Consider the following 13,828-nt stretch of genomic DNA (forward strand, 5'->3'; position numbering starts at 1 on the left):
TCCCGCAGCCGGCGTCCATCGCTCTGCGGGAGCGCCTATCGAAGCAGTGCGTCGGCGCGTTGCTTGGCCTCTTGAATCCCCCCGGCCTGCGCCTTCGCATAAAGCTCACGCGCCCTCGTCACTTCGCCGCGCGTGCCATAGGTGCCCCAGGCCGACAGGATGCCGGGGTCATATGTCTCGGCGAGCATGAAGCTCGCCCGAGCGCTGCCCGTTTCCGCCGCACGTTCGAGCACGGCCCGCGCAGATCCGATATCGCCCTGACCGAGCAACGCGCTCGCCCGCGCGATCAATCGCGTCGCTTCCGGGTTGCCTTGCACATCCGAAGTCGCTTGCACAGGCGCGACCGCCACGACGGCCGGCGCCGCCATTGGCGGTTCGGGAGCATGGTTGACTTGCGCGACAGCTGCGGGCGCTTCAGCCAAAGCGATGAGGGGTGCAGCGGCCGCGAGTTCCACGGCCATGACGGCGATCCGTTCGCGTTCCGACTGCAGGGCTTGCCGCAGTTCCGCGATCGTCCTCTCGCTCGCCTGCCTGAGTTTGCCGGATTCCTCACCGGCACTACGAGACTGAGCCGTCTGCGCTTCGCTCGCACGCTGCGCCGTCGCCAATTGTTGCGTCAGTCCGGCGCTTCGCGCGCGTTCCTCTTCGAGCGCCTGGCGCTGCTGCTCCCGCGCCGTGTTCAGGTCCTTGCGCGCTGCCGCGACCTCGGCGAGAGCTGCCGTCTTCTGTCGCTCCTGTTCAAGCGCCGATGCGCCCTTTGCGGCTTCGGCTTGCTTGAACCGCTCCGTTTCGTCGCCGGCTTTGCGTAGCTGTGCCGTCTGCGTCTCGATCGCACGCTGCGCCGTTGCCAGCTGGCTCGCCAATCCGGCGCTTCGCGCCCGTTCCTCTTCAAGCGATTGGCGCTGCTGCTCCCTGGTCGCGTTCAGGTCCTTGCGCGCGGTTGCGACGTCGGCGAGCGCCGCCGTCTTCTGTCGCTCCTGTTCGAGCGCCACCGCGCCCTTTGCGGCTTCGGCCTGCTTGAATCGCTCCGCCTCTTCATTGGCTTTGCGCAGCTGTGCCGTCTTCAATTCGATGTCTCGCCGTGCGGCCGCCAGCTCGCTCGCCAGACCGGCTCCACGGCCGCGCTCCTCGGCGCTCGCCTGCTGCTGTTGCCCCGTCAGTGCAGCCAGGCCCTGTCGCGCGGCAGCCGCCTCTTGCATCAGAGCCGCCGCTTTCTCGCGTTCCTGCGCCAGAGACCGTTCACTGTCTGCTGCCGCGGTCCGCATGCGCGCGTCCAGCATGTCGATGGTGCGTCGGGCTTCGGTCAGTTCCTGCTCCATTCCGACGCGCTCTGCGTTCCAGAGTTGTTGCGCGTCCGGCTGCGGCAGCTTCGCGATCTCCGGCACCTGTTCGGTGGATCTTCCCTGCGCTGGCGTGTCCGCATGATCGGCGCCGGCTCGCAGGCTCGACGCGATGGCGATATCGGAGCTGCGACTCGGCAACTGGATAGCGCTCGTACTGCGTTGTGCGCTGCCCTTCGCGGAGCCGGATCTTTCGATGTCTCCCGGGGCAAGAAGCACCGCCACGACCATTGCTGCAGCGGCACCGCCGAGAAAGGCGACGCCATGACCCCACCCCGCCGCCGGCTGCCCGGCCTTACGGGAGTGTTTGCTTGAGAAGCCGCGGCTAGCGCCCGCCGCCTGTCGGGCGCTGTTACCCGCCGAAGCCTCGGCCTGATGGCGCGCTATCCGCCTGTTGTCCTCGACCCAGTCGCGAGCCCAGTGCACGTCACCGCCAGCCAAGCCTGCAGTGCCCTCGACGACGACTGCTTTCTCAACGTTTCGTGCACTGTCGATCGTATTGCGCATTTAACGGGTGCCTATTCGGTCGGCGGCCCCGGGGACTGCCCGGCGACACGCTGGGCCGGGTGCAAGCTGGTGCTCCAGGAGTCGGGGAACGGCATCTACATCCGGCCAGTCGACGAGCGTTCGAATCCGCCTCCTGCCGATAAACCTGAGCGCAGATCGGCCAAGTCTAGAAGTCGCGCATCGGGGCAGGCGTTGAACTGACGAGGTACCCCATTTGTACGGTTGCGACGATCGGCCCGAATCCGCCGATCGTTCAACCTCGCGCCATGAGCGGACTCCGGCTCATCACCCGAAAGCCGGCCGCAGGAACGCAGCCGCCTCAGGAGGCAAATTCGGCGCACCCTCCGGGGGCGAAATCCACATCATCTTGCAATGCTGGCTCGTGACGTGGAGGCGGGGCGCGACCTCCTGCTCAAATCCGATGCCAGGCCGCTCCTCATCTCGGCGTTCAGAGCCCGCCAGTCGCAAGGCATTCTTCACCGGCCGCGTCTCCCCGAAAGAAGTTTGGCGCAGAGCGCACGCAACCGTCGCGCTCTACGCCAGCCTTGTCGAAAACCCGTCGGGTCTAGGCAAAGAAGCGGGCGGGCCGGAAGCTCTCGAGTTCGGGCCGCTCTGTGGCGTTGATGATTTCGTCTGCGGCCATGGCGCCGAGCGCGGGGGAGAGCGTCGCACCGCTATGCGTCACCATGACGTAATAGTTCTCCACGCCCGGGACGGGTCCGATGGCTGACAGGCCGTCCTTCGGAATCGGCCTCACAGTAACGCGCGCAGCTTCCGGCTTCACGGGTGCGATACCCGGCAGGATGCGGGTGAGACGATCGACGAGATCCGCAGCCTGTTCCATTCCAGGGTTGACCCCGATCTCCGGCGTGACGGTCGCATCGGCAGCGCCCCAGTGCAGCATCAGACGACCGGCTCCATCCGGGCGAAAATCGCAGACCGGTGATGCGACGACACGTTGGATGCTCGCTGGTACGGGCGGGGTGAAAACGAGAAAGCCAACGGTCGGTGCCAGCGGTATGTTCGGGAAGTCCGAGCCGATGGTGTCGTTCGACCAACGGCCGGTGCAGTTCACAACGAGATCGGCATAAAAGCTTTCGCCACCTTCGCTGCGCACGCCCTTGACCTTGCCGCTCTCGACGATCAGGCCGGAAATCCTCGTCTGGGTGCGCAGGGTTGCGCCGTGCCGCCGGGCAGCGCTCATCATCGCGTGGGCATAGACCACGGGATCGAGCCAGCCGTCATTCGGGCACCAGGCGATCGGCGCATCGCCGATCGCCTCGGGCGCGATGTCCGGCTCCAGTTCGAGCAACTGCTTGCGATCGATCCACTCGACCGCATAATCCCAGCTCTGCAAACGCTCGACCTTGGCTTTAAGGGCAGCCTGCTCCGGTTCAGCTCTCCATTCGACACGGCCACCGCCATGCCACCAGGGCGTCGCGCCGAATTCGTCTTTCAGGGCGGCGTGCGCCTTCATGCCGGCGACGTTGAGGTCGTGATAGGCGCGCGGCGACTTGTTGCTGGAGTTCGTCCACGCGAAGGAAATGCCCGACGTGCCCCCGCCGACGCGGGTCGCTTCGAGCACGGTGACCTTGGCGCCGGCGCGCGCGAGCCGATAGGCGACCGACGTCCCGAGGACGCCGGCACCGACTACAATGATCTCAGTCATGATCCCTATCCGTTCAAGAATGCCGCGGTCGGCCCTCAGGCCGCGCGCCTGCTGGTCCAGCCATCGCGGACAAGCGATTTCAGATCGCCCAGCGACATGTCTTCCAGGCCGATATCGCCGAGCAGATCGTTCTCCGCCGCGAAATCCCTGCCGTAGAGCGCCGAGAAGATGTCGACGCCGGCTTGATGCAGCGTCGCGGGGCGGCCAGCCATCTTGCCGAGAAGGACTGTCGGGTGCAGGCCGAAGGGTGCATCTTCCAGGACATAGCGCGTATCGATGTTGCTGGGTCCGTTGCCGCCATTGCCGCGCGCGGCGAGCTGACGGGCCATCTCGCCCACGGGACCGGGCTCGACATGGAAGGAGAGGTTATAGTGCTCGCGAATGGTGCGCACCTTGTAGCCTGCGGCCTCCGCAATCGCGAGGCGCTCGGCGTCGAGGGCTTCGAGGAGGCGGCCGACGGAATCGGTGTTGTTTTCGTTCTGGCCCCAGGTCTCGCCATGCTCCATGCGCGTGAAGTTGCACAACGCGATGCCGAGATGGTTCTGAGGATTGAGATTCGACAGCGAGATCGCAAGCGCGTCGTCGCGTTGGACGAAACGATCTCCGAACAGCTCCTGGCAGGTTTTCATGCCGCGCTCGGAAGCCGAGACGGGGATTGTGGCGATGTCGACCTTGGAGCGGATCGTCGAAACGTTGACGCTGGCATCGCCGGTTCTGCGGCCGGCGGTCACGGTCGTTCCCCAGACGACGACGGGCACATCCAGGCCGCGCTCGGCGATCCTGCGCGCGATGTAGAGGCCACTGAACGACGTATGGGAGCTGATGATGACGACCTGCCCGGAGACGAGATGGGCAGCCGCGGCGTCCATGGCCTTGCGGTGGCCGTTCGCCGGCAGGGCGAAAAGCACGGCGCCGGCACCGGCTACAGCTTCGGCGGCGCTCGCGGCCATGGCAACCTTGAAGCTGCCGGACAGGCTGCCCGTCGCGGTCAGCGCTTCGCCCTTGGCGATGCTCTGGCCGCTCTTGCCGGACGGCGACCACAGAACCGGCTCGTGGCCGAGAGAAGAGAGAAGAGCGGCATTGCCATAGGCAATCGAGCCCGCACCGAGCACTGCGACACGCATCGTCCTGATCCTTGGGAGTTGTTGGTGGTTTCGGAGCAGGCCGGGCATCAATGTCCGGCCTGCCTGCTGGACGCCGCTGGCGTCAATACTTGTAGCCGGCCTTTTCCATATATTGCTTGGCCAGGTTGAAATCGTAGGAGATCGGCTTCAGCGCATCATGATCGTAGTATTCGGAGGTGAAGGGCATTGGCACCGTGCCCGGTTTGCCGAACCCCGAGACCACGTTTTTGATGATCTGCTCGCGCGGGATCATGTGGCTCATCGCCTTGCGGACATACACGGCGGCCTCGGCAGCGCGGCTGGGATCCTGCTTGCCGAGCGGCGTCTCCACACCGGTTCCGAAGACCGGATGGTCCATGTTGAGGCAGGTCTGCATCCACTTGAACGAGTCGAAGCGATTGACCTTGCCCCAGGACGCATCGACCGTGTCGAGCAGGCCGCCGACGTCATACATCGGGTCGTGAGCATCGATGGCGCCGGATTTGATGGCGCTGAGCAGGGCATCCGCGCCCTGGATGTTGACGACATAGAAGGTCTTGACGTTGCCTTCGGTCTTTTTCCAGTAGTTCTCGTTCCTGCTGTATTTGTAGGCCTTGCGGGAAGGATCGAAACCCTGCGGGATCCACGGCCCGGTGCCGACGGCGCCTTTGGCTTCGAAGACCTTGCCGTCTGAGGTCTTAACCGGGAAGGTGCCCAGCCAGGTGCTGATTACATGGCCACGCAGCTCCTCCGGCTTCAGGCCCTTGTAGGCATGCTTCGGCATGATCGCGATGACCGGCATCAGGAAGTCGAGGAACATCGCGTTCGGCTGCGGCAGCGTGACCGTGATCTCGTGGGTGCCGGTGATCTTGTATGCGTCCGACGAGCCCATCACCGTGCTGAGCGGCGCCTGGAACAGGCTCGCATAGGCCTTATCGATGATGGTATCCCAGGTGAACTTCACGTCTTCGGCCGTGAACTCCTCGCCGGAATGCCACTTCACGCCCTTGCGCAGGCTCAGCACCCAGGTCTTGCCGTCTTCCGAGCCCTTGACCGATTCCGCCAGTGCCGGAACCAGCTTCTTGTTGGCCCAGCTGTCGTATTCCATCAGCGCGTTGTAGGCGGGGCCGAAGATGTTGGCCTCGTTGTAGCCGCTGCCATACATCGGGATGAGCTGGCTCGGCGGCTGCCAGGAGGCGAAAGTGGCGGTGACGTCGCCGGTGGCGCCCTCGATCGTCCAGTCCTCGGGGCGCGGATAGAAGACCGGGTTGTAGGTCGTCGATTCCAGGCCCTTCAGCTTGGGGTTGGTGATGATCACCTCCTCCGGATAGAAGACCATATGAAGCGGCTCGATCTCGTACCAGCGCTTCACGAACGCATTCATCGCCGCCTTGCGGTCTTCCGCCGTCACGGCGCGAGAATATCTCTCAATCGTCTCGTCGATCTGCTTGTCCGCGACGCGGTAATAATTCTGTCCGTTGGGCGGAATGTTCTTGCTGTGAAACAGCGTTTCCGGGCTCGGGGACAGACCGCTATAGTAGATTCGCTCGGAATACATGTCGAAGCCGCCTTCGACATGGGTCTTGCCGCTGTCGTTTGCGCGCCTGGCGATCACGACGGAGGGAGGCTGGTAGCTGGCGTTGACGTCGATGCCGAGCCGCGCAAACTGCTTGCCGATCAGGTCGGTCCAGATCATGCGCGACTGCAGGTTGTTGAAGATCATCAGATAGAGCTTGAAGAAGGGCGGCTTGGCCAAGGCAGGCTCCGGAAGCCCGCCGGCCGCGAGCGCCGCCGCTCCGGCCCCGGTCCATTTGAGAACATCACGTCGCGTCGATTTCTCAGTCATCGCTTTCCCCTTCTTTTGTGTGATTGGAAACCGGAGCCCCGGTGTCTTCAGGCCTGGAAGCGCGCCGGGCGGAACTGTTCGAGTTCGGCTCTCTGGCGCCCATGCAGCACCTCGTCCGCCACGGCCTGGGCGAGGAAGGGCGAAAGCGTGACGCCGCTATGGGTCACGACCACGTAATAGCCATCGACACCGCGTGCCGGCCCGACGGTCGAGAGCCCGTCCGCCGGAATGGGCCGCACCGTCGTCCGCACCGCCTCTGCCTTGACGCCTTTCAGGCCCGGCAGGATTTCAGCGGCGCTTTCCATGGCGATCCGGGCCTCCTCGCAGTCCGGCGTGCGGCTTTCGAGCGCCGCGAAGCGGTCGTCGAGCGAGTCCTTGCGCACCATCAGGCGGCCGGCGCCGTCCGGACGAACATCGACATCGGGGGCATGGAACGGCCGGCGCAGCTCGACGCCGACCGGTGGGGTGAAGACCAGGAAGCCGACGGTCGGCGCCAGCGGAATGTTCGGCACGGTCTGGTTGACCGTCTCGTTCGACCAGCGCCCGGTGCAGTTGATGACCAGATCCGCTTCATGGAGCGCGCCGCTATCGTCGCGCGCGCCGATCACGCGACCGTTGCGCGTCTCCAGGCCGGTAATCCTGACCCCTGTCCTGATGGCGGCACCGTAGCGCTGGCGTGCGGCTCGCAGCATCGTGCCGGCATAGAGAACCGGGTCGACCCAGCCCTCCTCCGGGCAGAAGACGATCTGCGCGGCATCAGGGACAGCGTCCAGCGCAATCTCGGGCTCCAGCTCGCCGAGCCGCTTCTTGTCGATAATCTGGACGTCGTAGCCCCATTCGCGCAACCGCGCGACCTTTTCGGCTTGCGCCGCGACGTCTGCCGGATCGACGCGCCATTCGAGGCTGCCGCTCTGATGGAACCACGGCGTCGCACCGAATTCCTCCTTCAGCGCGGCATGGGCGCGCATGCCGGCGACGTTGAGGTCGTGATAGGGACGCGGCGTCTTATTGTTGGAATTCGTCCAGGCGAAGCTGACGCCGGAGGTACCGCCGCCGATGCGGTCAGCCTCCAGCACCGTGACCTTCGCGCCGCCTTGCGCGATGCGATAGGCAACCGAGCTGCCGACGATTCCGGCTCCGACGACGATGACGTTCATCATGGCATGGTCCTGTGGTGGTCCGCGTTCAGCGCGGATTGTGGCAAGCAAAGGCGTGGGTGCCGTCCGGCGCGGACAGCGGCGGAACCTGCTGGGAGCAGACCGGCAAGGCAGCCGGGCAGCGGGTATGGAAGACGCAGCCGGGCGGGCGTTTCACGACACTGGGGATCTCGCCGCTGATCGCGTCGCGCGGCTTCTGCCGTGCCGGATCCGGCACCGGGATCGCCGAGATGAGGGCAGCGGTATAGTGATGGCGCGGACGCGCGAAGATCTCGTCGACGTCTCCGACCTCGACCAGATTGCCGAGATACATCACGGCAATGCGGTTGCTCAGGAAGCGTACCGAGCTCAGATCGTGAGAGATGTAGAGATAGGAGAGCTTCAGCTCCTCCTGCAGTTCGGCCAGAAGGTTGAGGATCTGGGCACGCACCGAGACATCGAGCGAGGAAACCGGTTCGTCGCAGATCAATAGACGCGGCTCGACCGCCAGTGCGCGGGCGATGCCGATGCGCTGGCGCTGGCCGCCGGAAAATTCGTGCGGATAGCGGTCGGCATGCTCAGCCGGAAGGCCGACGCGCTCCAGCAGGGCGTCGACCGCGCTCTCCCATTGCGACTGCGGCAGAAGGCTATGGACCCGCAGCGGCTCGGAGAGAATCTGCCGGACGCTCCAGCGCGGATTGAGCGAGAGATAGGGATCCTGGAAAACATATTGCATCTGCCGGCGTAGCGCGAGGACATCAGGCCGGCGATCCCGGCCGAACGTCTCGCATACATCGGTGTCGCCGAGACGGATCGACCCGGATGTCGGCGCGACGAGGTGCAGGATGGAGCGTGCGGCCGTCGTCTTGCCGCAACCGCTCTCACCGACGATGCTCAGCGTCTCGCCGATGCCGAGGTCGAAGCTGATGTCGTTGACAGCACGAATCTCGCCCGTGACCTTCTGGCGGAAGAGCCCTCGCCGATGCAGCGGGTAGCTTTTCACCAGCCCGTCGACGCTGAGAAGCGGCTTTTGCGCGACCCGCTGACGCGCTTCGGCCATCGGTTCGATCAAGGTCTCAACCATGGCCGGGCACCCCCGTGCTGCCGCGCTTCAGGCAGTGGACGACGCGGCCGGACTCGATCGCCGCGGCCTGTGGCACGAGACGGGAGCATTCCGGCATCGCTTCCGGGCAGCGACCGGCGAAACGGCAGCCGCCGCTGAGCGTTTGCCCCGGAGTCGCAGCAAGGCCGACTGTCGGTAGCCTTTCGCGGCGCCCCGCGGCGTCGATGGCGTAGCGCTTGTCGATCCGCGGCGTCGAGGCGAGCAAGGCCTGCGTATAGGGGTGGGACGGGCGGGCGAAAACGGCGTGCTTGTCGCCGGTCTCGCAGACCTGCCCCGCATACATCACGGTGATGCGATCGGCGATGCGCGCGACCACGCCCATGTCGTGCGTGACGAAGATCATCGACATGCCCAGGCGCTGCTTCAGCTCCTCGAGCAGATCGAGGATCTGCGCCTGGATGGTGACGTCGAGGGCGGTCGTCGGCTCGTCGGCCAACACCAGAGCCGGATTGCACAGCAGCGCACGTGCGATGCAGACCCGCTGCTTCATGCCTCCGCTCATCTCGTGCGGATATTGCGACAGGCGTGGGCCCGGATCGGTGATTCCGACGAGGCGGAACAGCTCCTCCACCCGTTGGAGTGCAACAGCACGCGGCAGCTTTTCGTGGACCTTCAAGATCTCCGCGAGTTGGGCGCCGACCGTCAACAGCGGGTTGAGCGAATAGCCGGGGTTCTGGAAGATCATGGCCAGGCGCCGGCCACGCAGCTTCTGCATCTCTCGCTGCGACTTGGCCGCCAGATCCTCGCCTTCGAAGACGATGCGCCCGCCCGCGATCCGCCCCGGAGGCGGAAGCAGGTTGAGAATCGCCAGGCTGGAGAGCGTCTTGCCGCTGCCGGACTCGCCGACGATGCCCATCGTTTCGCCGGCACGAACCTGGTAGCTGACGTCGTCGACGATCCGTACCGGCGCGCTCCAGGGCGGGAACTGGATACGCAGGTTCTCGACGGAGACCAGCACCGGTGCCGGTGTTTTTGCAGCTTCGGACCGTCCCGGCGAAGCAGCTTCAGCCTGTCTTTCGGCAGCGAGGCTCGTCATCAGCTTTTCGCCCGCGGGTTGAAGGCGTCGGTCAGGCCGTCAGCCAGGAGATTGAATCCGAGAACGGTGAGGAAGATCGCCGCACCGGGGCTGAGCGAGGCCCAGGGCGCGACCTTCAAAGCCTCGTAGTTGAAGTAGAGAAGCTGGCCCCAGCTCACGGCGGCCGGATCCCCGAAGCCGAGGAAGCCGATCATCGCCTCCGACAGCACGGCGCCGCCGATGCCAAGCGCAATGATGACGACAAGCGAAGGCAAGGCATTGGGCAGGATGTGGCGGAACAGGATGTCACCGGAGGTCGCGCCGATGCATCGCGCCGCCTCGACGAACTCCTGGTTCTTGAGCCGCAGGAATTCCGCGCGGGTCATTCGTGCGATCGGCGCCCAGGAAAAGACGCCGATCAACAGGATGATCACGCTCAGGTTGAGATAGGGCACGCTCTCGAGCGGCGTGTTGACGACCGCGACCCCGAGCAGCCGCACCACCGCAAGAATGACCACGAAGACCGGGATGACCAGGAAGAAGTCGGTGAAGCGCATCAGCACTTCATCCGTCGTGCCCCCACGATAGCCGGCGAATCCACCAACCAGCACGCCGATCAATGAGGCGATCGACATGGCGCCGAGGCCGACCGCGAGAGCTGTCGGGGCGCCGTAGATCAGGCGGCTCAGCACATCGTAGCCCATGCGATCGGTCCCGAGCAGATGCGTCCAGCTGGGCGGTGCCTTGGCGCCGGGATCGATCATCGGGCTCTGGTCCTGCGGATCGAAGGGTGCGAGGAACGGGCCGACGACGGCGGTTGCGATGACAAGCATCACGAGAACCAGCCCCAGCATGCCGGTGCGACTTCTGCTGAAGCGCTGCCAACCCTGTCGCCAGATGCCCTTGGCCGGCTTGGCGACGCGCTTCGCGACAGGCGGCTGACTCGTGATCGTCTGGTCGGTCACGCAGCTCACTCCAGGCTGATGCGGGGATCGATGAGGACGTAGATGACGTCCGTCAGCAGCGTCGTGCAGATCAGCATGAAGGCGATGACCGCGCTCGCGCCCATGATCACGGGGTAGTCGAGCTGGTGGATCGCCGAGATGTAGAGGTAGCCGAGCCCGGGCCAGGTGAAGACGGATTCGGTTACCGGCGCCGTGCCGAGCATCAGGCCGATCAGCAGACCGAGATAGGTCAGCATCGGGATGAAGGCCGCACGCAGCGCATGAACGAAGATGACGCGTCGTTCGGGAATGCCGCTGGCGCGCATTGCCGCGATGAAGTCGCTTTTCAACACGTCCACCATGTTGGAACGCATCAGCAGCGTCAGCGTCGCGGTGTTGAAGAATGTCAGCATCGCAACTGGCAGCACCATGTGCCAGAGCGCATCGAACACCGGGCTGCCCCACAACGGGTTTCGCGTCGAATAGGCGCCGTAGCTAGGCAGCCAGTCGAGCGTGTACGAGAAGACGAAGATCAGCAGGATGCCGAGGAAAAAGGCCGGCAGTGATTGGCCGAGCAGCGCGGTGCCCATCACCGCGAAATCCGAGCGCGAATGCTGGCGGCGCGCGGCCGTGATTCCGAAGAGAATTGCGACAGCGAGAGCGATCAGGATCGCGGGCAGCTGGATCTTGAGCGTTTCCCAGCCCCAGGTCAGGATCAGCGATCCGACGGGCTGGTTGTAGACGATGCTGGTGCCGAAATCGAGGTGCGCCAGTCGCCCGAGCCAGAGCAGGTAGCGGGTGAGCGGGGGATGGTCGAGCCCGTAATAGGCCTTCATCCGCTCGATCACCTCGCCAGTCATGCCCGGCGTCTCGGCCATCATCAGCTCGATCGGATTACCGATTGCATTGACCAGGAAGAAGATCGCCGCGCTGACTCCGAGCATCAGCAAGATCGCAAAGATCAGCCTTCTCGCTAGAAAGACGGCGATTCGCATCCGGAACAACACCCTCAGTTTATTTTGGACATAGATCTCCTGTGTTCCAGACATGCTGTTCGGCACGCCCAGAACCGGGTCGGTTTGTTTGATCTATGTCAATGAAGGTCAGCGTATGGACGCAAAATCAGGGCGTCAAAGAATATGATTTTGCCAGTTCATTCCCTGAGGTTATGATCTCGACCGACCTGGCGGCCGTGCGCCTCATGGATCGACGCGATAGCCGAGCCGCTCGAATTCGTCCTCGATGTCCCGCATCAGCGCCTCCGCCAGCGAGGAACTGATCAGGCTGTTGGGGCGCACATGCCAGACGGGCGAAAATATCTCCGGAGCGAAAGGCCTCACGACGAGGCCTCGGCCGATGAATTGCTGCGCATTGACCTCGTCGACGAGGGCAATCCCGGCTCCGCTAGCCACCATCGCGCAAGCGACGTTGGCCATCGGCGCATCGATGAACATGCGCGGCAGGATGCCTGCTTGCTCGAACACCTTCTCGATGGCTGCGCGGCGGTCGGCCGATCCGATCGATACGAAACTCTCGCCGTCGAGGTCCTCCGGCCGGATTCTCTGCCGGGTCGCCAGATGGTGGCCGTCGGGGAAGACACAGGCATTGGGAATGCGCGCGATCATGCGGCAGATCACGTTCGGATGCGGGGTGGAATGCTCGGTGATACCGAGATCGATCTGCCCGGCGATGGCCCATTCGATAATGCGATCGGAGCTGCGCGAATGCAGCTTGACCGCCGTCTTTTCGTGCTTCCGGCAGAAGCGCGTCAGCAAGGGCGGCACGATCGTCCCGGCCAGCATCGGCATGACGCCGAGATTGAGACGGCCGAATTGGAGCTCGCGGATGTCCTTCGTCATCCGCTCGAGACGCTCGACGCTTTCCCAGGTCCGCTGAACCTCGGCGAAATACAATTCGCCATCCCGCGTCGGCTTGAGCCGTCCTTTCGTGCGCTGGAAAAGGATGATGCCGGTGCCGCGTTCGAGTTGGTACAGCATCTTGCTGGCGGCGGGCTGCGAAACGGACATCATCTCGGCTGCCTGGGTCAGCGTGCCGAAGCGCATGATGTGGCGGAAGAGTTCGACGTGCCTGAGATTTATCGCCATCCGTCCCCTCGCAGGAATGCGTCCGCCGCGTATTTGTGATCAGGATTAGGCGGTTCGGCGCAGTGAATATTCGCGACCGTCCCGCAATGCGATGACCTAGACCGGAGCATTGGAGAAAGGCGGCGGAGGCTTGAGTCCGGCGCTGAAGGCCTCGACGAGCCTGCTGGTGGGCCGGCCGCGCTGGCGGAAAAGGAAGATCGGGACGCGTATAGCAGGCCGGAAGCTGCGAAATACAAGGCCGCGATTGTCGCGTTCTCGGGCGGCCTCGCTGTCGACGATGCCGACTCCGCATCCGGCGGCGACAAGTGCACAGACCGTAAGGCCGAGACTCGCATCGATGATGGTCCGCGGGTGCTGGCCCGCCGTTTCGAGGGCCTGGGTCAGTTTGCGGCGGAATTCGTCGTCCGGACCGAGGGCGACGATCGTCTCGCCATCGAGGTCGTGGGCCTCGATATCAGGCTTGCGCGCGAGCGGATGTCCCTCGGGCAGCGCGATGATGCCTTCGAGATCGAAGAGCTTGCGCCGGGAGAGGTTGTATTCCTCGCTTCGGAGCTGGGCGATGCCGAGATCGATCTCGCCGCTTCCGACCAGGCGCGCGGCATCGACCGAATTGCTCGAATGCAGCGTGATCGCCACGTCCGGATGCGCTGCCGAGAAACGGGCGACCATCGCCGGAAGCCAGCCGATGCCGAGCGCAGGGATCGTGCTGACGACGATACGGCCCTGCTTGCGATCTCCAAGGCTGGCGGCGAAGCGCGACAGGTTCTGCATGCCGAAATAGGTTCGCTCGACCTCGGTATAGAGCAGGCGAGCCTCCTCCGTAGCCGCGATGCCCTTGGTGGTGCGGGCGAAGAGGCGCAGGCCGAGTTCGGCCTCCAGCAGCTTGAGAGCCTTGCTGACCGCCGGCTGGGAGATGTGGAGGATGTTGGCCGCCTCGGTGATCGAGCCGGAATCCATGATTGCCTTGAAGACTTCGACCTGACGGTAGTGCATGGGATAGCATAACCTCAATTCATATAGATCGTAAATTTATGAATTTG

At 64.3% G+C, this 13,828-nt stretch carries 11 protein-coding genes; all 11 read right to left on the bottom strand.

What is annotated here, in order from left to right; translation table 11 throughout:
* Positions 1 to 35: 35 nt before the first annotated feature.
* The 11 genes from AC2FAN_RS06095 to AC2FAN_RS06145 all read right to left on the bottom strand — a co-directional run bounded on the left by AC2FAN_RS06095 (position 36) and on the right by AC2FAN_RS06145 (position 13,781).
* Complete coding sequence (locus AC2FAN_RS06095) at positions 36 to 1,847, bottom strand: coiled-coil domain-containing protein (protein ID WP_485173095.1); 1,812 nt, start codon at positions 1,845 to 1,847, stop codon at positions 36 to 38.
* A gap of 565 nt (positions 1,848 to 2,412) precedes the next feature.
* Positions 2,413 to 3,516 (bottom strand): NAD(P)/FAD-dependent oxidoreductase, encoded by a 1,104-nt coding sequence (locus AC2FAN_RS06100; RefSeq protein WP_485173096.1) that lies wholly within the window; start codon positions 3,514 to 3,516, stop codon positions 2,413 to 2,415.
* Positions 3,517 to 3,551: 35 nt separating this feature from the next.
* Positions 3,552 to 4,640, bottom strand: a complete 1,089-nt coding sequence (locus AC2FAN_RS06105; protein WP_476806313.1) for an NAD/NADP octopine/nopaline dehydrogenase family protein — start codon at positions 4,638 to 4,640, stop codon at positions 3,552 to 3,554.
* Between the two features lie 82 nt (positions 4,641 to 4,722).
* Entirely contained in the window at positions 4,723 to 6,465 is a 1,743-nt protein-coding gene (locus AC2FAN_RS06110; protein ID WP_485173097.1) for an ABC transporter substrate-binding protein, read from the bottom strand.
* Positions 6,466 to 6,512: 47 nt separating this feature from the next.
* Positions 6,513 to 7,625, bottom strand: coding sequence for an NAD(P)/FAD-dependent oxidoreductase (locus AC2FAN_RS06115; RefSeq protein WP_485173098.1), 1,113 nt, complete (start codon positions 7,623 to 7,625; stop codon positions 6,513 to 6,515).
* Positions 7,626 to 7,650: 25 nt separating this feature from the next.
* Positions 7,651 to 8,685 carry an ABC transporter ATP-binding protein gene (locus AC2FAN_RS06120; RefSeq protein WP_485173099.1) on the bottom strand — a complete coding sequence of 345 codons (1,035 nt, stop codon included), beginning with the start codon at positions 8,683 to 8,685 and terminating at the stop codon, positions 7,651 to 7,653.
* Positions 8,678 to 9,760: an ABC transporter ATP-binding protein gene (locus AC2FAN_RS06125; RefSeq protein WP_485173100.1), complete on the bottom strand. Its 1,083-nt coding sequence runs from the start codon at positions 9,758 to 9,760 to the stop codon at positions 8,678 to 8,680. Before AC2FAN_RS06125 ends, AC2FAN_RS06120 begins: the two co-directional genes overlap by 8 nt.
* The gene (locus AC2FAN_RS06130) at positions 9,760 to 10,704 is read right to left on the bottom strand and encodes an ABC transporter permease (protein WP_485173101.1); all 945 of its coding nucleotides are present in this window, start codon (positions 10,702 to 10,704) and stop codon (positions 9,760 to 9,762) included. The genes AC2FAN_RS06125 and AC2FAN_RS06130 overlap by 1 nt, the downstream gene beginning before the upstream one ends.
* A 5-nt stretch (positions 10,705 to 10,709) precedes the next feature.
* Positions 10,710 to 11,627 carry an ABC transporter permease gene (locus AC2FAN_RS06135; protein WP_476806308.1) on the bottom strand — a complete coding sequence of 306 codons (918 nt, stop codon included), beginning with the start codon at positions 11,625 to 11,627 and terminating at the stop codon, positions 10,710 to 10,712.
* Positions 11,628 to 11,882: 255 nt separating this feature from the next.
* Positions 11,883 to 12,788, bottom strand: coding sequence for a LysR substrate-binding domain-containing protein (locus AC2FAN_RS06140; RefSeq protein ID WP_485173102.1), 906 nt, complete (start codon positions 12,786 to 12,788; stop codon positions 11,883 to 11,885).
* A gap of 96 nt (positions 12,789 to 12,884) precedes the next feature.
* Positions 12,885 to 13,781 carry a LysR family transcriptional regulator gene (locus AC2FAN_RS06145; protein ID WP_476806306.1) on the bottom strand — a complete coding sequence of 299 codons (897 nt, stop codon included), beginning with the start codon at positions 13,779 to 13,781 and terminating at the stop codon, positions 12,885 to 12,887.
* Between the last annotated feature and the right edge of the window lie 47 nt (positions 13,782 to 13,828).

The sequence above is a fragment of the Allobosea sp. RIT-PG3_2 genome (assembly GCF_057321085.1).